Origin of the sequence: Variovorax sp. KBW07 (genome assembly GCF_003852515.1) — a bacterium.
Taxonomy (GTDB): domain Bacteria; phylum Pseudomonadota; class Gammaproteobacteria; order Burkholderiales; family Burkholderiaceae_C; genus Variovorax.
In genome coordinates, this window is sequence record NZ_QAJK01000046.1 from 76,395 (window position 1) to 95,635 (window position 19,241).

The window sequence follows — 19,241 nt, forward strand, 5'->3', positions numbered from 1 at the left end:
CCGCCGGAGGGGCGGCTCTCCGGCGCTTCAGGCGCCCCGGGAGGTGGAGCATCGAAGCTCATCACAACAAACGCCCCAGGAGCACACCATGTCCCTCTCGTTCATTCTGCTGATCGTCCTGATCCTGATATTGATCGGCGCGCTGCCGAGTTGGGGCTACAGCCGGTCCTGGGGCTACGGTCCCAGCGGCGGCCTCGGCCTCATCGTGCTGATCGTCGTCGTCCTCGTGCTCATGGGCCGCATATAGCGCCCTGGCCCGCCCAATGAAAAAGCCCGCTTGCCGCGGGCTTTTTCATGCCTGCAACTGTGCCCAGGCCTTGTCCAGCCGCTTCACGCTCACCGGCTGGGGCGTGCGCAGCTCCTGCGCGAAGAAGCTCACGCGCAGCTCTTCGAGCAGCCAGCGGAATTCGAGCATGCGGTCGTCCACCACGCCCTTGCGTTCCGCCACCAACCGCCAGTAGCGCTGCTCCTGCGCCCGCAGTTCGGCCAGCTTGGCGGTGTCGCGTGCCGGGTCCGCGCGCAGCTTGTCGAGCCGCAGCACGATGGCCTTGAGGTAGCGCGCAAAGTGCTGCAACTGCGTCCACGGTGCATCGGCAATGAAGCGCTTGCCGACCAGGCGCTGCAACTGCTGCGCGGCATCCTGCACGGCGTCGGGCTGGATCTTCGTGTCCTTGATCTTGCGTGCGGCGGCCGCGTACTCGACGAGGATGGTCGATGCGAGCCGGGCCACCTCGTTGGCGATCAGCGTGAGCCGTCCGCGCCCTTCTTCGAGCCGCCGCTTGAAGGCGAACTCGTCGGTCGGCAACGGCTCCTGCAGGAACGCGCGGTCGATCGCCACGTCGATGATCTGCGTGCGCAGCTCTTCCGACGTGCCCAGCGGCATGTAGGCCACCGACATCTTCTGCAGATCGGGAACGTTCTTTTCCAGGTACTTGAGCGCGTCCTTCAGCTGCAGCGCGAACAGGCGCCGCAGGCCGGCGCGGTGCTTCGCGGCGGCCACCGCCGGCTCGTCGAACACCTCGATGGTCACCGCATCGCCTTCGTCGCGCAGCGCCGGGAAGCCGATCAGTGATTGCGCGCCGCGCCGCACCTCCATCAGCTCCGGCAGTTCGCCGAAGGTCCATGTCGTGTAGCGTTGACCAGCAGGCAAGGCAGGCGTGGCCTTCTCGGGCGCGGCGCTCTTCGCGGGCGCCTGTCCCTCGCCGGTTGCCGCGGCTTTCGGCGCCGGCGACGCCTTCACGTTGAGCCCCGCCAGCGCCTGGAACGCGCCGCGTGCCTGCGCACCAAGCTCGGCCTTCAGCGCACCAAGATTGCGCCCCATGCCGAGCTGGCGGCCGTGCTCGTCGATCACGCGCAGGTTCATGAACATGTGCGGCGGCAGCATGTCGAGCTTGAAGTCGGCACGCTTGACGTCGATGCTCGTCATGTCGCGCACGCGCTTGAGCAGCACGTCGGTCAGCGAGCCCGCGCCGAACAACTCGGGCACCGACAGCGCCTCGGCCAGCTTCGAAGCCGACTCCGGCAGCGGCACCAGCCGCGAACGCGGGCGCTGCGGCAGGCTCTTGAGCAGCGCCTGGATCTTGTCCTTCAGCATGCCCGTCACCAGCCACTCGCAGCGCTCTTCGCTCACCTGGTTGAGCACGAACAGCGGCACGCTGACCGTCAGGCCGTCCTTCGCGTCGCCGGGCTCGTGCAGATAGGTGGCGGCGCAATCGACACCGCCGAGCCGCATCGTGGCCGGGAACGATTGCGTGGTAATGCCCGCGGCCTGGTGGCGCATCAGCTCGTCGCGCGTCAGGTACAGCAGGCGCGGCTGCTCCTTCGAGGCGTGGCGATACCAGTTCTCGAAGGTGATGCCGCTCGCCACGTCGGCGGGCAGCTGCGCGTCGTAGAAGGCGAAGATCAGTTCGTCGTCGACCAGCACGTCCTGCCGGCGCGACTTGTGCTCCAGCCCCTCGACCTCGCGCACCAGCTTGCGGTTGGCGGTGAGAAACGGGAACTTGCTTTCCCACTGCCCGCCGACCAGCGCCTCGCGAATGAAGATTTCGCGCGCCGCCACCGGATCGACCTTGGTGAAATCGACGCGGCGCCCGCTGTAGACCACCAGCCCATACAGCGTGGCGCGTTCCAGCGCCGAGACCTGCGCGCCCTTCTTCTCCCAATGCGGGTCGAGCAATTGCTTCTTCAGCAGATGGCCGGCAACCTGCTCCAGCCACTGCGGCTCGATGTTGGCGATGCCTCGCCCGAAGAGCCGCGTGGTCTCGACCAGTTCGGCCGCCACGATCCAACGGCCCGGCTTCTTCTTCAGATGCGCGCCCGGGTGCTTGTAGAACTTGATGCCGCGCGCGCCGAGGTAGGCCTCGTCGTCTTCCAGCTTCCAGCCGACGTTGCCCAGCAGGCCGGCGAGCATCGACAGGTGCAGCGGCTCGTAGCCCGCAGGCTCGGCATTGATGCGCCACTTGTGCTCGGTCACCACGGTGAGCAGCTGCGAGTGGATGTCGCGCCATTCGCGCACCCGGCGGATGTTGATGAAATTCTGCCGCAGCAACTGCTCGTACTGGCGGTTGCTCAGCTTGTGGGTGTCGCCGTGGCCGCCGCGCGCGTCGCCAATCCATTTCCACAGCCGCAGGTAGCCACTGAACTCGCTCTTCTCGTCGTCGAACTTCGAGTGCGCCTGGTCGGCCTGCTGCTGCGCTTCCATCGGCCGGTCGCGCACGTCCTGCACGCTGAGCGCGGAGGCGATCACCAGCACTTCTTCGAGCGCGCCGCGCGTGCGGGCTTCCAGAATCATCCGGCCCACGCGCGGGTCGAGCGGCAGCTTGGCCAGCTCGGCGCCGGTGGCCGTGAGCTCATTGGCGTCGTCGACCGCGCCCAGTTCGTTCAGCAGCTGGTAGCCGTCGGCAATGGCGCGCGGCGACGGTGCCTCCAGGAACGGAAAGCGCGCCACGTCGCCCAGCCGCAGCGACTTCATCCGCAAGATGACGCCGGCGAGCGACGAACGCAGGATTTCCGGATCGGTGAAGCGCGGACGGCCTTCGAAATCTTTCTCGTCGTACAGCCGGATGCAGATGCCGTTCGCCACGCGACCGCATCGGCCGGCGCGCTGGTTGGCCGCGGCCTGGCTGATCGGCTCGACCAGCAACTGCTCGACCTTGCTGCGGAAGCTGTAGCGCTTCACGCGCGCCGTGCCGGTGTCGATCACGTAGCGGGTGCCCGGCACGGTGAGCGAGGTCTCAGCCACGTTGGTGGCCAGCACGATGCGCCGGCCTGTGTGGCTGTCGAAGATGCGGTCTTGCTCGGGGCCCGACAGGCGCGCGAACAGTGGCAGCACTTCGGCGTTGCGGAACAGCGGCTGGTGGCTCAGGTGGCGGCGCAGGTGGTCGGCAGCCTCGCGGATTTCGCGCTCGCCGGGCAGGAACACGAGGATGTCGCCCGCGTTGTGCGGATCGCGCCAGAGTTCATCGACGCCATCAGCAATCGCGTCGTTCAGGTCGTGCTCGCGCGATTCCTCGAACGGGCGGTAGCGTTGCTCGACCGGGAAGGTGCGGCCAGAAACATAAATGATCGGTGCCGGCCCCTTGGCCGAGGCGAAGTGCTGCGCGAAGCGGTCGGCGTCGATGGTCGCCGAGGTCACGATCACCTTCAGGTCGGGCCGGCGCGGAAGAATCTCGCGCAGGTAGCCCAGCAAAAAGTCGATGTTCAATGAACGCTCGTGCGCCTCGTCGATGATCAGCGTGTCGTAGGCCTTCAGCAGCGGGTCGGTCTGCGTCTCGGCCAGCAAGATGCCGTCGGTCATGAGCTTCACCGACGCATCGCGGCTCAGCCTGTCTTGAAAGCGCACCTTGAAGCCGACCACGTCGCCCAGCGGCGTCTTCAGCTCTTCGGCGATGCGCTTGGCCACCGAGCTCGCGGCAATGCGGCGCGGCTGCGTGTGGCCGATGAGCCGGCCCTTGCCAGGCTCTGCGTTGAGCTTGCCGCGCCCCAGGGCCAGCGCGATCTTCGGCAACTGCGTGGTCTTGCCCGAGCCGGTTTCGCCGCAAACGATCACGACCTGGTTCGCCAATATGGCGGCCATGATTTCGTCGCGCCTGCCCGAGACAGGAAGCGATTCGGGGAATTCGATGCGCAGAGGGGCGGAAGGTGTCGTGGTCGTCAAGGGAAGGCAGTCGTCGTCGGTCGCACGCGGCAAGGCGGATATGCACGCGGAGGTGGGCGGGCCAGCAGGCAAACCGTCGATTATCGGCGCGCACCGCCGTTGTTGCACAGCTCCCACAGTACGGCGCCCGGGTGCAACGCGCGGTGTAAATAGTCTTTACTCTACCGCAAGCCGCCGCTAGGATCGCATCCATGTCCTGCCTCTTTACCCCCACCGCGTCGCGCAGCCGCCGCGCATGCCGTGCGCTCATAGCGCATGGCGGGGTCAAGTTGCCTCGCCCGGCCTGAAGCCCGCGCCCTCGTGCGCGCTTCAGACATTGGAAGCGCCGCAACCGACCTCTCACAGCGTCTGCCTGCCGTGCCCTTCGTTTCGAAGGAACGGCCGCTTTTTCGTACCTGTCTGTTTCACAAGACCACAAGAAAAACCATGTCCAAAGACATTCATTCCAACCTGCATGCCGAGCTGTCCGAGCGCACGCGGCACCTGCAGACCGTCGCCGAGGCACTGAAGACCGAGCTCTTCGGCATCGACGACATCATCGACCGCGTGATCGATTCGCTGCGCGCCTGGTATGTGCTGCCCCAGCTCATCAGCCGTCCCGTCATCGTCTGCCTCTGGGGCCTCACCGGCACCGGCAAGACGCAGCTGGTGCGCAAGCTCGCGCAGCACCTGGGCTTCTACGACCGCTTCATCGAAGTGCAGATGGACGGCTTCAGCCACGGCTCGGGCTACCACAGCCGCGGCTCCATCTCGGCCATGCTGGCCGAGTCGGGCATTGCCGAGGGCACGCCGGGCATCCTGGTGCTCGACGAGTTCCAGCGTTTTCGCACCGTGGACGGCAACGGCCACGACGCCAAAGTGGAGCGCTACCAGGACGTGTGGGCGCTGCTGTCCGACGGCCGCCTGCCGCCCGCGCTGTCGATGCTGGGCGAGATCGAATCGTCGCTCGCGCAGGCCGAGTACGAGCAAGACCGCGACGGCCCCGCCGACAAGAAGAAGCTCAAGAAGCGCAAGCTGCACCTCTCGCCCTGGGAGGCGCAGGAAGTGAAGCGCTGCCTGAAGCTCTCCGAAACCCTGCTGCAGATCATGGCCTGGAAGCCGGCCGAGGTGCATGCGCGCCTGCGCACCTTCCGCGACACGCAGCAAAGCTGGGAAACCGACTACAGCAAGCTGCTGGTGTTCGTCTCTGGCAACCTCGACGAGATGTACGCCGAGACGGCGCAGCGCGTCGAAGACTGCGACACCGACGCCGACATCTTCCATGCGCTGACGAAGAAGCTCTCGGTCATCGACGTCAAGAAGGCACTGGCCGAGCGCTTCCGCCCGGAGCAGATCGCGCGGTTGGGCAACAACCACGCGATCTACCCGTCGTTCAACCGCGCGACCTACGTGCGGCTGATCCTGTCGATCTGCGACCGCTACGTGAGCGAGATCCAGGAAAGCTCGGGCGTGCGCTTCGTGCTCGACGCCAGCGTGTACGAGCAGATCTACGCCAACGCCGTGTTCCCGGCGCAGGGCACGCGCCCGCTGTTCTCGTCAATCCACGCGATCCTGAGCGCCACGCTGGTCAATGCCGCGCTGTGGGCGCTGGAGCAAGGCGCCAACGGCAGCGAGCCGGTGTGGCTGACGCTCGACGCGGGCGTGTCCTGCATTGCCGCCCGATACCGCAAGGCCCGGCGACAGTTCCCGATTTCGCTGGAGCTGAACCGCCTCAAGCAACGTTCGAGCGAAGACTTTCGCGCCCTGCTCGCCGTGCACGAGGCCGGCCACGGCGTGGTCTACGGCCTGCTGTTCGGCCGCGCGCCGCAAGAGATCAAGATCAACGTGGCCTCGTTCGAAGGCGGCTACAACAGCTACGAGCAGCGCAAGACCTGGTCGAAGGAAAACCTGCGCGACCGCATCTGCGTGAGCCTCGCGGGCCGTGCCGCAGAGCAGCTCGTGTTCGGCGAGCAGGCCTGCACCTCGGGCGCCTCGCAGGACTTCATGCAGGCAACGTCGAACGCCGCGCAGTACGTGCGCCACTTTGCCTTCGGCACGCGCCTGAGCCGCACCGACGTGGCCAACGACGCGAACGACAACCTCAACACCGACCTCGCGGCCACCAACCCCGAGATCGAGGCCCTGCTGGCCGAGGCCCATGCGCGCGCCCTGGCGCTGCTGAAAACGCACACGCCCGCGCTGATGGCGGTGGTCGACGCGCTGATGCGCGAAGGCTCCATCGCGCCCGCCGAACTGGCGGCCATGCTCGGCCTGCCGGCGCCCGTGGCCGGCGAGTCGACCGACGCCTACGCCGCGCTGCTGGCGGACTTCCGCGCGCACGTGGCGGGCACCCCGAAACCGGTGCCGGCGACGGCTTCGCGGGCCCGCGCGGCCCGGGTGCTCAAGGCCCTGGCCTGAGTCAGGCAAAACACGCTTCAAGAATGCACAATCACGCCCCATGTCCACCGTCTTCAATTTCACCTTCGTGCCCTGGTTCCGCTCGGTCGCGCCCTACATCCATACGCACCGCGGTAAGACTTTCGTGGTCGGGCTCGCGGGCGAGGCCATCGCGGCCGGCAAGCTGCAGAACATCGCGCAAGACCTGGCGCTGATCCAGAGCATGGGCGTCAAGATCGTGCTGGTGCACGGCTTCCGCCCGCAGGTCAACGAGCAGCTGGCCGCCAAGGGCCACCAGGCTCAGTACTCGCACGGCATCCGCATCACCGACGCCGTGGCGCTCGACTCCGCGCAAGAGGCCGCCGGCCAGTTGCGCTACGAGATCGAGGCCGCCTTCAGCCAGGGCCTGCCGAACACGCCCATGGCGGGCTCGACGGTGCGCGTCATCTCGGGCAACTTCATTACCGCGCGCCCCGTGGGCGTGGTCGATGGCGTCGACTTCAAGCATTCGGGCCTGGTGCGCAAGGTCGATGCGGCCGGCATCCGCCGCACGCTCGACTTCGGCGCGATGGTGCTCATGTCGCCCTTCGGCTTTTCGCCCACCGGCGAGGCTTTCAACCTGACGATGGAAGAGGTGGCCACCAGCGTCGCCATTTCCATCCAGGCCGACAAGCTGATCTTCCTGACCGAAATCCCGGGCATCCGCATGGACAGCGAGCTGCCCGAGAGCGAGGACAACCCGATCGACACCGAGCTGCCGCTGGACGCCGCCGAAAAGCTGTTGGCCTCGCTGCCGCCGCCGCAGCGCCCGACCGACACCGCCTTCTACCTGCAGCACTGCGTCAAGGCCTGCAAGGCCGGCGTGGAACGCAACCACATCCTGCCCTTTGCGCTCGACGGCTCGCTGCTGCTGGAGGTGTACGTGCACGACGGCGTCGGCACCATGGTGATCGACGAGAAGCTCGAGAGCCTGCGCGAAGCCTCGGTGGACGACATCGGCGGCATCCTGCAGCTGATCGAGCCCTTCGAGCGCGACGGCACGCTGGTCAAGCGCGACCGAACCGAGATCGAGCGCGACGTGGGCCACTACACGGTCATCGAGCACGACGGCGTGATCTTCGGCTGCGCGGCCCTCTACCCCTACCCCGAGGCCAGGACCGCCGAAATGGCCGCGCTCACGGTGTCGCCGCAATCGCAGTCGCAGGGCGACGGCGAACGCATCCTCAAGCGCATCGAGCACCGCGCCAAGGCCATGGGCTTCGAGAGCATCTTCGTGCTCACCACGCGCACCATGCACTGGTTCCTCAAGCGCGGCTTCCAGCAGGTCAACCCCGACTGGCTGCCCGAGGCCCGCAAGCGCAAGTACAACTGGGACCGCAAGAGCCAGGTGCTGGTCAAGAAGATCTGACGAACCGCTGAACCCCGACGAAGGAGACCGCCCCGATGACGCTCGCCACCGCCCTGCTCTTCGCCATCGTGGCCTTCGCCGCCATCGCCACGCCCGGCCCCACGGTGCTGCTGGCGCTCAGCAACGGTTCGCGGCACGGCGTGCGGCGGGCGCTGCCCGGCATGCTCGGCGCGGTGCTGTCCGACTTCGTGCTGGTCGGCGCGGTGGCCCTCGGCCTGGGTGCGCTGCTGGCGGCGTCGGAGTTCTGGTTCGGCGCGCTGAAGTGGGTCGGCGCGGCCTACCTGGCCTGGCTCGGCCTGCGCATGCTGCGCTCCAAGGGCGGCTTCCAGCTGCCGGCCGCCGATGCCGCCGCGTCGGTCAGCGCGGGTGAAAGCCGCCGCATCTTCTTCAAGTCGTTCCTGGTGGCGGTGACCAACCCCAAGGGCTACATCTTCTGCTCGGCGCTGCTGCCCCAGTTCATCGACCCCTCGGCCGCTCAGGCACCGCAGTACATCGTGATTGCACTGATCTTCGCGGGCCTCGACATGCTCGTGATGCTCGCCTATGCCTTCGTCGGCGCCCGCGCGATCCGGCTGCTGACGGTGTCGGCCACGCGCTGGATCGACCGCGCCTGCGGCGGCATGCTGCTGGCGCTGGCCGGCTCGCTGGCCTTCTACCGGCGCAGCGCGACCTGATATCCGTCGCCCGGCCGACCGGCCCATGCGGTCGGCAGGCGCCACGACACCGACATTTGTCAGTAGCCGCTTCGCCGGAAGCGGTAACAGGTGTCACCGATAATCCCGGGCATGAATCCCTTGCTTTCCAGGTTGCAGCCCTATCCCTTCGAGCGGCTGAAGCAACTGTTCGCGGGCGTCACGCCCAACCCCGAATTCCCCGCCATCAGCCTGGGCATCGGAGAGCCCAAGCACGCGACGCCGGCTTTCATCAAGGAAGCACTCAGCGCCAGCCTCGGCTCGCTGGCCGCCTACCCGGCCACCGCCGGCGATCTGAAACTGCGCACCGCCTTCACCGACTGGCTGAAGCGCCGCTACAGCCTGGCGCTCGATCCGGCCACGCAGGTGCTGCCGGTCAATGGTTCACGCGAGGCGCTGTTCTCGCTCGCGCAAACAGTGGTCGACGCCACCGTTTCGCCCCAGCCGGTGGTGATGTCGCCCAATCCGTTCTATCAAATCTACGAGGGCGCGGCGCTGCTCTCGGGCGCCGAGCCGTACTACGTGCCCAGCGTGCCGTCGCGCAACTTCGCGGTCGACTGGGACAGCGTGCCGCAAGAGATCTGGGCGCGCACGCAACTGGTGTTCGTCTGCTCGCCGGGCAACCCCACGGGCGCCGTCATGGCCATGGACGAATGGAAGAAGCTGTTCGAGCTGTCCGACCGCCACGGCTTCGTGATCGCGGCCGACGAGTGCTACAGCGAGATCTACTTCCGCGACGAGCCCCCGCTCAGCAGCCTGGAAGCCTCGGCCAAGCTCGGCCGACCCGACTTCAAGAACCTGATCGCACTGACCTCGCTGTCCAAGCGCAGCAACGTGCCCGGCCTGCGCAGCGGCTTCGTGGCCGGCGACGCGGCCATCATCAAGAAATTCCTGCTCTACCGCACCTACCACGGCAGCGCCATGAGCGGCACCGTGGCCGGCGCCAGCATCGCGGCCTGGGGCGACGAGGCCCATGTGGTCGACAACCGTGCCCAGTACCGCGCCAAGTTCGCGGCCGTCACGCCGCTGCTCGAGCCGGTGCTCGACGTGCGCCTGCCCGACGCCAGTTTCTACCTCTGGGCCGGCGTGCCGCAAGTGTGGGCTGGCGACGACGAAGCCTTCGCCCGCGCGCTCTACGCTCAATACAATGTCACGGTTCTGCCGGGGAGCTATCTGGCCCGTGACACGGCGCGTGGTGCCGTCCCTGCGAAACCCGGAAACCCCGGAAACCCTGGAAGAGGCCGCATCCGCATGGCACTGGTCGCCGAAACCGCCGAGTGCGTCGAGGCCGCCGAGCGCATCGTCCGCTTCGTCAAAGACGGCCGCCGCTGATCGCACCGCTTCCCTGCCCCATTTTTCACCCGAGACTTTCTTCATGACACAGCAACTGCAACAGACCATCGACGCCGCGTGGGAAGACCGTGCCAACATCTCGCCCGCCTCCGCGCCCGCCGAAGTGCGCGACGCCGTCGAGCACGTCATCAGCGAACTCAACAACGGCAAGCTGCGCGTGGCCACCCGCGAAAGCGTCGGCAAGTGGACCGTGCACCAGTGGATCAAGAAGGCCGTGCTGCTGTCGTTCCGCCTGAAGGACAACGAGCAGATGCAAGCCGGCTCGCTCGGTTTCTACGACAAGGTGCCGACTAAGTTCTCGCACCTGTCGGCCGGCGAGCTGAAGGAATCGGGCGTGCGCATCGTGCCGCCGGCCGTGGCCCGCCGCGGCAGCTTCATCGCCAAGGGCGCGATCCTGATGCCCTCGTACGTGAACATCGGCGCCTACGTGGGCGAAGGCACCATGGTCGACACCTGGGCCACCGTGGGTTCGTGCGCACAGATCGGCGCCAACGTGCACCTGTCGGGTGGCGTCGGCATCGGCGGCGTGCTCGAGCCGCTGCAGGCCGGCCCGACCATCATCGAAGACAACTGCTTCATCGGCGCCCGCTCCGAAGTGGTCGAAGGCGTGGTCATCGAAGAAAACTCCGTGCTCGGCATGGGCGTGTACATCGGCCAGAGCACCCCCATCTTCAACCGCGACACCGGCGAGATTTCGTTCGGCCGCGTGCCCTCGGGCAGCGTGGTGATCAGCGGCAACCTGCCCAAGAAGACCAAGTCGGGCCAAGACTACAGCACCTACGCCGCGATCATCGTCAAGACGGTCGATGCGCAGACGCGTTCCAAGACCAGCCTGAACGACCTGCTGCGCGACTGATCGCGATCGATCGATCGGCCACCCGGTCGATTCGCAGCACAGCCCCCTGCCTTGTCCCGTTAGAAAACAACAGACCCGAGGAGAGAGACCGATGAACATGATGGAGCGAATTCTTCGTTTGATGGCCGAGCGCAAGGCCTCCGACATCTATCTCTCGGCTCACTCCCCGGTGCAGATCCGCATCAACGGCAACTGCGTGCCCATCAACGCGCAGGTGCTGCCGCCGGCGGCGCCGCTGGCGCTGTTGTCCGAAGTGGTGCCCGCCGAGCGCATCCAGGAACTGGAAAAGACGGGCGAGCTCAACGTGGCCATCGCCCTCGAAGGCGCCGGCAACTACCGCATCAGCGCCATGCGCCAGCGCGGCAGCTACGCCGTGGTGGTGCGGCACATCGCCTCGCGCATTCCCAGCTTCTCGGAGCTGAACCTGCCCGACATCCTGAAGACGCTCATCATGGAAAAGCGCGGGCTGATCCTGATGGTGGGCGCCACCGGCGCGGGCAAGACCACCACGCTGGCCTCGATGCTCGACTACCGCAACGAGAACGCCAGCGGCCACATCCTCACGGTCGAAGAGCCCATCGAGTTCACGTACACCAACAAGAAATCGCTGGTGAACCAGCGCGACGTGGGCAGCGACACCGTGTCGCTGCAGGTCGCGCTGAAGAACGCGCTGCGCCAGGCGCCCGACGTGATCCAGATCGGCGAAATCCGCGACCGCGAAACCATGAGCGCCGCGATTGCCTACGCGCAGTCGGGCCACCTCTGCGTGAGCACGCTGCACGCCAACAACAGCTACCACGCGCTCAACCGCATCCTGAGCTTCTACCCGGTCGAAGTGCGCCCCACCCTGCTCGGCGACCTGGGCTCGGCCCTGCGCGCCGTGGTGTCGCAGCGGCTGCTGCGCACGCCGGCCGGCGCGCGCGTGCCGGCGCTCGAGGTCATGCTCAACACCGCGCTGGTGGCCGAGCTGATCGAAAAAGGCGACTTTTCAGCCGTCAAGGAAGCCATGGTGCAATCGATGGCCGAAGGCTCGCAGACCTTCGAAGAAGACATTGCACGCCTCGTCATCGAGGAGCGCGTGACGCGCGAAGAAGGCCTGGCCCAGGCCGACTCGCCCACCAACCTGCTGTGGCGCCTGCAGAACCGCGCCGCGCCCAAGCCGCAAGTCGACGACCGCAACCTCACGGACCAGGTCGACGAGCCCACCTTTACCGACATCACGCTCGACGTGAAGTTCTGAACCCAGCCTTACCGGCTTTTCTCCGATGTCCCGCACGCTCCAGCTCGCCGAACAACTCATCTCGCGCCCCTCCGTCACCCCCGACGATGCGGGCTGCCAACAGATCCTCGGCGAACGGCTGGCGCAACTGGGCTTCACGCTGGAAACCATCGAAAGCGGCCCGGCCGATTTTCGCGTGACCAACCTGTGGGCGGTGCGCCGTCCGGCCAACGCCACGGGCAGCAAGACGCTGGTGTTCGCCGGCCACACCGACGTGGTGCCCACCGGCCCGCTCGAGCAGTGGACCAGCCACCCGTTCACGCCCACGCACCGCGACGGCAAGCTCTACGGCCGCGGCGCCTGCGACATGAAGACCTCGGTGGCCGCCTTCGTGACCTCCATCGAGGAATTCCTGCAGGCCACGCCCGAACCCCGACTCACGCTGGCGCTGCTGCTCACCAGCGATGAAGAAGGCCCCGGCGTCGACGGCACCGTCATCGTGTGCAATGCGCTGGCCGCGCGCGGCGAGGTCATCGACTACTGCATCGTCGGCGAGCCCACCGCCGTGCAGCGCTGCGGCGACATGATCAAGAACGGCCGCCGCGGCACCATGAGCGGCAAGCTCACCGTGAAGGGCGTGCAGGGCCACATCGCCTACCCGCACCTGGCGAAGAACCCGGTGCATTCGGTGGCGCCCGCGCTGGCCGAACTGGTGGCCATCAACACGGCCGGCGGCTGGGACGCGGGCAACGCGTACTTCCAGCCGACCAGCTGGCAGATCAGCAATTTCCATTCGGGCACCGGCGCCAGCAACGTGATTCCGGGCGATGCGGTCATCGACTTCAACTTCCGCTTCTCGACCGAGTCCACGCCCGAGTCGCTTCAGCAGCGCGTGCACGCCGTGCTCGACGCGCACGGCGTCGACTACACGCTGGCCTGGACCGTCGGCGGCCTGCCCTTTTTGACGACGCCCGGCGAACTGGTGGTCGCGGTGCAAGGCGCCATCCGCGAAGAAACCGGCATCGAGACCGAGCTGTCGACCAGCGGCGGCACCAGCGACGCGCGCTTCATCGCCAAGATCTGCAAGCAGGTGGTCGAACTGGGCCCGGTCAACGCCAGCATCCACAAGATCGACGAGCACATCGACGTGGCCGAGATCGAGACGCTGAAGAACATCTACGTGCGCACGCTGGAGCGGCTCGACATGCTGCTCGGCAAGGCATGAAGCGCTTGTCTTTCTCCCTCCCCTCGCCGGGGAGGGCCGGGGTGGGGGCAAGCGGCGCATCCATCGAGCGCTCTGCCCGCCCCCATCCCAACCTTTCCCCGGGAGGGGAAGGCGCAAATCCATGAACACCGTCATTCAACTCATCGAAGCCGGCGCCCAGCGCCTGACCGACGCCGGCGTGGCGTTCGGCCACGGCACCGCCAACGCCTTCGACGAGGCCGCCTGGCTGGTGCTGTGGCGCCTGAAGCTGCCGCTGGACGACATCGACGCGGTGGCCGACCGCGCCGTCTCGCCGGCGGATGCCGACAAGGTGGCCGCGCTGTTCGACGAACGCATCGCCACCCGTAAGCCTTCTGCCTACCTCACGAAAGAGGCCTGGCTGCAAGGCGTGCCCTTCTACGTGGACGAACGCGCCATCGTGCCGCGCAGCTTCATTGCCGAGCTGATTGCCGATGGCAGCATCGACTACTGGCTCGGCCCGCACACGCAGCGCGTGCTCGACCTGTGCACCGGCAACGGCAGCCTGGCCGTCATTGCGGCCCTGACCTACCCGGACGTGACGGTGGAGGCCGCCGACCTGTCGGTCGAGGCGCTTGAAGTGGCCGCCATCAACGTCACGCGGCACGAACTCGATGCGCGCGTGAAGCTGGTCGAGTCCGATGGCCTGGACAAGCTGGCTGGCCCCTACGACCTGGTGCTGTGCAACCCGCCCTACGTGAACAGCGCGAGCATGGCCGCCCTGCCCGCCGAATACCGGGCCGAGCCCGAGCTGGCGCTGGCCGGCGGCACCGACGGCATGGATTTCGTGCGCCAGCTGTTTGCCGATGCGCCTTCGCGCATGAGCGAGCAGGCGGTGCTGGTGCTGGAAATCGGCAACGAGCGCGACTACTTCGAGGCCGCGTTCCCGCAGCTGGAAGTGGTGTGGCTCGAAACCTCTGCCGGCGAAGACCAGGTGCTGCTCGTGACCCGCGCAGCCCTTGCGTCGCTCACCCCGCCATGACGGTGGTTGCCGGTGCCGGCGTGCGTTAGCTGCGCCCGCCCAAGCCCCTTTCCGCCGCGTTCTCGCAGCCCCGGCTGCAGTCCCCCTTCATCGGGTGGTGTCTCCCTTTGCCCCTTCGCGCCAGGCCGCCAAGGGCTGGACGGGATAATCGCCCCTACGGTTCCTATTTCATGATTACTCTCAAAAACGTCATTCTTCGCCGCAGCGCCAAGAAACTGCTCGACGGCGCCACCGTCAACCTCAACCCCGGCGAAAAGGTCGGCCTGGTGGGGCGCAACGGTGCCGGCAAGTCGTCGCTGTTCGCACTGTTCAACGGCACGCTGCACGAAGACGGCGGCGACTTCTACATTCCCAAGCAGTGGCGCATGGCGCAGGTGGCGCAGGACATGCCCGAAACCGAGGATTCGGCCACCGACTTCGTGGTCGGCGGCGACACCCGGCTGACCGAGTTGCGCGCCACGCTCACCGCCATCGAGGCCGCCTACGCCGAAAACCCCGACGACGCCGACATCGGCATGGAACTGGCTCACGCCTACACCGACCTGGCCGACGCCGGCGAGCACGACGCCGTGCCGCGCGCGCAGGCGCTCATCCTGGGCCTGGGCTTCAAGTCGCACGAGCTCGACGGCCCCGTCAACAGCTTCTCGGGCGGTTGGCGCATGCGCCTGCAACTGGCCCGCGCGCTGATGTGCCCGAGCGACCTGCTGCTGCTCGACGAACCCACCAACCACCTGGACCTGGACGCCCTGGTGTGGCTCGAAGCCTGGCTGCAGAAGTACGCCGGCACCATGATCGTCATCAGCCACGACCGCGAGTTTCTCGACGCCGTGACCGACGTCACGCTGCACATCGCCAACGCCCAGCTCACGCGCTACGGCGGCAACTACAGCAAGTTCGAAGACATGCGCGCGCTGCAGATGGAGCAGCAGCAGGTGGCCTTCAGCAAGCAGCAGGACAAGATTGCTCACCTGCAGAAGTTCATCGACCGCTTCAAGGCGAAGGCCAGCAAGGCCAAGCAGGCGCAAAGCCGGGTCAAGGCGCTGGAGCGCATGGAAAAAGTGGCGCCGCTGCTGGCCGAAGCCGACTTCACCTTCGAGTTCAAGGAGCCGGGCAACATTCCCAACCCGATGCTCTCGATCGCCAATGCGAGCTTCGGATACGAAATAGAAAACGAAGAGCCCAAGACCATCCTGCGCGGCGTGAGCCGCTCGGTGCTGGCGGGCCAGCGCATCGGCATCCTGGGCGCCAACGGCCAGGGCAAGTCGACGCTGGTGAAAACCATCGCGCGCGAAATGGGCGCGCTGGCCGGTGAAGTCACCGAGGGCAAGGGCCTGAACATCGGCTACTTCGCACAGCAGGAACTCGACGTGCTGCGCCCGCAGGACAACCCGCTCGAACACATGGTGCGCATGGCGCGCGAGTTGGGCAGCAACGCCAAGGAAGCCACCGGCGAACAGGCCCTGCGCGGCTTCCTGGGCAGCTTCAATTTCAGCGGCGACATGGTCAAGCAGCCGGTCGGCACCATGAGCGGCGGCGAAAAAGCCCGCCTGGTGCTGGCCATGATGGTCTGGCAGCGCCCCAACCTGCTGCTGCTCGACGAGCCCACCAACCACCTGGACCTTGCCACCCGCGAAGCCCTGGCCGTGGCGCTCAACGAGTTCGAAGGCACGCTGATGCTGGTGAGCCACGACCGTGCGCTGCTGCGTTCGGTGTGCGACGAGTTCTGGCTGGTGGGCCGCGGCGTGGTCACCGATTTCGACGGCGACCTGGACGACTACCAGCGCTACCTGCTGGACGAAGCCAAGCGCTTGCGCGAAGAAGCCAAGGTGGCGGTGCGCGATGCGGCCAATGCCATCGAAACCGCGGCAGCCGTCGCGGCCAAGGCACCCGCCGCGGCGGCATCGAATACCGACGCGAACAAGAACCCGCAGCAACGCAAGCAGGACGCGCAAGACCGCCAGCAGCGCAACGACCAGGCCAAGCCGATCAAGCGCGAAATCGCCCAGATCGACGAGCGCATGGCCGCCGCCGGCACCGAGCGCACTGCGCTCGAGGCACGGCTGGCGCAGCCGCTGCCGCCGGCCGAGATTGCCGAAGCCGGCAAGCGGCTGAAGGCGCTGAACGACGAAATCGGCCGCCTCGAGGAACGCTGGCTGGCCCTGTCGGATCAACTGGAAGCACTGACCGCCTGACGCGGCCGCCCCCAGCGCCGCAGCAACCCGCCAAAGGACCCCGCCGCATGCCATCTGCCATCGACCTCGCCAACGGCGACGAAAAGCTGATCGCGGCGGTCCATCGGGCCCGTCGCCTGATCGGCCGCAAGGCCCTCATGGCGGCCGCGGCCAGCGCGATACCGCTGCCCGGCATCGACTGGGCGGCCGACGCGGCGCTGCTCTCGCGGCTGGTGCCGCAGATCAGCGCCGAGTTCGGCCTGTCGGTCACCCAGGTCGAAAAGCTCGCGCCGCACCAGCGCGAGCGCATCCAGAAGGCCGCCACCACCGTCGGCGCTCTGCTGGTCGGGCGGCTCGTCACGCGCGACCTGCTGATCCGGCTGGCCCGCCACGCCGGCGTGCGCCTCACCGCCAAGCAGGCCACCAAATACGTGCCGATTGCCGGGCAACTGGTGTCCGCCGCGCTCGGCTACGCGGCCCTGCGCGCGCTGGGCGAGCAGCACATCAAGGACTGCGTGCGCGTCAGCGCCACTCTCGCTCTCGCGCCGCCCGGAGCGCACGCGAGCGCCTGAGCGACTCGCTGTCGCACAGCACCATTCCAGCGGCCAGCGCGCCGGCCAGCCCGAAGGCGCCACCGCCCACGATGCCCGGGCTTGCCGCCAGAAACCCGTAGATCAGCGCCGCGAAAGACAGCAACGCCAGCAGCACGCACAGCGCGCGGTCGAGCCACAGGCCCGACGGAGACGGGCGGCGCCGCACTCAGTCATTGTTGAGGCGGGGCCAGATGCCGGGAGGACGCAGCGCAGGCCCGGGCCCGACCGTCTGCTCCTTCAGCCCTTGCTCGTAGGCGTTCAGCAGCGCAAGGTAGTGGCGCGACATGACGTCGCTGACCCGACCCAATCCGATCTTGCTCACCGTGGGCTGCGAAATCCCGGTGCGCTCCTGAATCTGCTTCTGCGTGAGCCCCATGGCCCTCAACGCCAGCACCAACTCGCGTGGCTTCATGGCAAATACTCCCTTTTTTATATTCGCTAGTCTAAGGGTAATATTCGCGTAGGCTTAAATCGCCCTCCTATGGAGACTATTGCCGCCCGCGCCAAAGCCGCACGCAAACACGCCAAGCTGACCCAGCGTCAGGCCGAGGCGGCGTCCGGCGTCAAGCAGTCCAGCATTTCGAAGATCGAGCGCGGCGACACCAGCCGGACCATGAGCCTGCTGGCCCTGGCCCGCGTCTACCGCGCCGACCCCAACTGGCTCGACACCGGCGACGGCCCGGCCCCCTGGGACCCGGTGCAGATCCGCTCGGCGCGCGACAACGCCAACGAGCCGCACGGCGTCTACCGCGTTGCGCACATCCCGCCGGAAACGCCCCGCTTCACGCCTGGCACGCCCGACACCCTGCCGCTCATTTCGTGGCAGCAGGCGGCCAACTGGGAAAAGGCCGGCAAGCAGTTTGCCGACGCCGAGCGATGGATTCCCTGCATTGCCCACCACAGCCGCGAGAGCTTTGCGCTGCGCGTGCGCGGCGACAGCATGACCTCGCCCAGCGGGCAACTGAAAAGCTACCGCGCCGATTCGATCATCTTCGTGGACACGCAGCTCAAGACGCCCGAAGACGGTGAGCGCGTCATTGCGCGGCTCGAAGAAGGCGACGAGATCACCTTCAAGGTCTACAAGGAAGACGACGGCCGCCGCTGGCTGCTGCCGCTGAACCCGAAGCACGAGCCGATACGCACGGCCTTCACCGTGCTCGGCACCGTCGTCGGCAAGTGGGAAGACGAAGACTGAACCGCGGCCGGAAATCTTGAACCGGGCGATGCGAGGTCAGGTTGCGCACAGGTTCACGAGAGATAGTCATGGCTCTCCCTGTGGCCTGCATTCCTCTGATCCTCCCTCCTCCAGCAGGTCACCTTCCAGCCCGCCCCGTGCGGGCTGTTTTTTTTAGCTTGTTGCTCGCCCCCAGGCTTCGCGCACTTCGTGTCGCTTCTCCAACCCCCTACCGGGGGCAACACCTTAGGCCCGGCAAAGCCGGTTCCTCGGTGTTCCACGAACGAGCCGAAGCCCGTCCCGCTTACTTGGGCAGCAGGACCTTGTCGACCACGTGGATCACGCCGTTCGACTGGTAGACGTTGGCAATGGTCACTGTCGCGGTGCCGCCCTTTTCGTCGGTCAGCGTGATCTTGCCGCCCTTCTCCTTGGCAACCAGCACGCCGCCGGCCACGGTCTTCAGGTCGGCCGAGCCCTTGCCTGCCTTGATCTCTTTCTTCAGCGCAGCCGCATCGAGCTTGCCGGCCACCACGTGGTACGTCAGCACGCCGGTCAGCGCATCCTTGCTCTCGGGCTTGAGCAGCGTGTCGACGGTGCCGGCGGGCAGCGCGGCAAAGGCGGCATTGGTCGGCGCGAACACCGTGAACGGACCCGGGCCCTTCAGCGTATCGACCAGGCCCGCGGCCTTGACTGCCGCCACCAGCGTGGTGTGGTCCTTGGAGTTGACGGCGTTGTCGATGATGTCCTTGGTCGGCAGCATCGGCGCGCCGCCCACCATGACGGAAGCGGCCATGGCCGAGACGGCCCCGGCGGAAATCGCGATGGCCAGCGTGACGGAGGCGAGGCGGTGGAATCTGCTTTGCATGATGGAGAGGCTCCTGTGTGGTTGGACCGCCGTGAAATCGCGGCGGCTGTCATCCATACGGGGCTGCGCGCACAACAGATTCGATCCGGCGAAAAAGAAAAGCAGAGTTCGGGGTGCCGCACTTCACGCCGCGCCCCTGCTTTTCGCGCCGTG

16 protein-coding genes are annotated in these 19,241 nt (G+C 67.0%); 12 read left to right on the plus strand and 4 right to left on the minus strand.

Annotated elements, in window-relative coordinates:
• The first annotated feature begins 88 nt into the window (after positions 1–88).
• A complete protein-coding gene (locus tag DBV14_RS10730; protein ID WP_124459167.1) occupies positions 89–247 on the plus strand; it encodes a DUF3309 family protein in 159 nt (52 codons plus the stop codon).
• A 45-nt stretch (positions 248–292) separates the two neighbouring features.
• Here the strand turns inward: DBV14_RS10730 and hrpA are convergent, their stop codons facing one another.
• A complete protein-coding gene (hrpA, locus tag DBV14_RS10735; RefSeq protein ID WP_260396954.1) occupies positions 293–4,075 on the minus strand; it encodes an ATP-dependent RNA helicase HrpA in 3,783 nt (1,260 codons plus the stop codon).
• 507 nt (positions 4,076–4,582) lie between these two features.
• Between hrpA and DBV14_RS10740 the strand changes: the two genes are divergently transcribed.
• From DBV14_RS10740 to DBV14_RS10785, 10 genes are all read left to right on the plus strand, one after another.
• Positions 4,583–6,553: an AAA family ATPase gene (locus tag DBV14_RS10740; RefSeq protein WP_124459169.1), complete on the plus strand. Its 1,971-nt coding sequence runs from the start codon at positions 4,583–4,585 to the stop codon at positions 6,551–6,553.
• A 40-nt stretch (positions 6,554–6,593) separates the two neighbouring features.
• A complete protein-coding gene (argA, locus tag DBV14_RS10745) occupies positions 6,594–7,940 on the plus strand; it encodes an amino-acid N-acetyltransferase (RefSeq protein WP_124459170.1) in 1,347 nt (448 codons plus the stop codon).
• A 35-nt stretch (positions 7,941–7,975) separates the two neighbouring features.
• The gene (locus DBV14_RS10750) at positions 7,976–8,614 is read left to right on the plus strand and encodes a LysE family translocator (RefSeq protein ID WP_124459171.1); all 639 of its coding nucleotides are present in this window, start codon (positions 7,976–7,978) and stop codon (positions 8,612–8,614) included.
• A gap of 111 nt (positions 8,615–8,725) precedes the next feature.
• Positions 8,726–9,964, plus strand: a complete 1,239-nt coding sequence (gene dapC, locus DBV14_RS10755; protein ID WP_124459172.1) for a succinyldiaminopimelate transaminase — start codon at positions 8,726–8,728, stop codon at positions 9,962–9,964.
• Positions 9,965–10,007: 43 nt separating this feature from the next.
• Positions 10,008–10,841, plus strand: a complete 834-nt coding sequence (gene dapD, locus DBV14_RS10760) for a 2,3,4,5-tetrahydropyridine-2,6-dicarboxylate N-succinyltransferase (RefSeq protein ID WP_124459173.1) — start codon at positions 10,008–10,010, stop codon at positions 10,839–10,841.
• Between the two features lie 91 nt (positions 10,842–10,932).
• The gene (locus DBV14_RS10765) at positions 10,933–12,081 is read left to right on the plus strand and encodes a PilT/PilU family type 4a pilus ATPase (protein WP_124459174.1); all 1,149 of its coding nucleotides are present in this window, start codon (positions 10,933–10,935) and stop codon (positions 12,079–12,081) included.
• Between the two features lie 25 nt (positions 12,082–12,106).
• On the plus strand, positions 12,107–13,285 hold the full coding sequence (gene dapE, locus DBV14_RS10770; protein ID WP_124459175.1) for a succinyl-diaminopimelate desuccinylase: 1,179 nt from the start codon (positions 12,107–12,109) through the stop codon (positions 13,283–13,285).
• 121 nt (positions 13,286–13,406) lie between these two features.
• On the plus strand, positions 13,407–14,285 hold the full coding sequence (gene prmB, locus DBV14_RS10775) for a 50S ribosomal protein L3 N(5)-glutamine methyltransferase (protein ID WP_124459176.1): 879 nt from the start codon (positions 13,407–13,409) through the stop codon (positions 14,283–14,285).
• Between the two features lie 170 nt (positions 14,286–14,455).
• Entirely contained in the window at positions 14,456–16,477 is a 2,022-nt protein-coding gene (locus tag DBV14_RS10780; protein ID WP_124459177.1) for an ABC-F family ATP-binding cassette domain-containing protein, read from the plus strand.
• 47 nt (positions 16,478–16,524) lie between these two features.
• On the plus strand, positions 16,525–17,028 hold the full coding sequence (locus tag DBV14_RS10785) for a hypothetical protein (RefSeq protein WP_124459178.1): 504 nt from the start codon (positions 16,525–16,527) through the stop codon (positions 17,026–17,028).
• Here DBV14_RS10785 and DBV14_RS10790 read toward each other — a convergent pair.
• Positions 16,979–17,215 (minus strand): hypothetical protein, encoded by a 237-nt coding sequence (locus tag DBV14_RS10790; RefSeq protein ID WP_124459179.1) that lies wholly within the window; start codon positions 17,213–17,215, stop codon positions 16,979–16,981. The two genes, DBV14_RS10785 and DBV14_RS10790, sit on opposite strands and share 50 nt — an antisense overlap.
• Positions 17,216–17,461: a helix-turn-helix domain-containing protein gene (locus DBV14_RS10795; protein WP_124459180.1), complete on the minus strand. Its 246-nt coding sequence runs from the start codon at positions 17,459–17,461 to the stop codon at positions 17,216–17,218. It abuts the gene before it with no gap.
• Between the two features lie 69 nt (positions 17,462–17,530).
• Here DBV14_RS10795 and DBV14_RS10800 point away from each other — a divergent pair, with 69 nt between their 5' ends.
• The gene (locus DBV14_RS10800; protein ID WP_124459181.1) at positions 17,531–18,244 is read left to right on the plus strand and encodes a LexA family transcriptional regulator; all 714 of its coding nucleotides are present in this window, start codon (positions 17,531–17,533) and stop codon (positions 18,242–18,244) included.
• 283 nt (positions 18,245–18,527) lie between these two features.
• Here DBV14_RS10800 and DBV14_RS10805 read toward each other — a convergent pair whose 3' ends face one another.
• Positions 18,528–19,088, minus strand: a complete 561-nt coding sequence (locus DBV14_RS10805; protein ID WP_124459182.1) for a fasciclin domain-containing protein — start codon at positions 19,086–19,088, stop codon at positions 18,528–18,530.
• Positions 19,089–19,241: the final 153 nt, after the last annotated feature.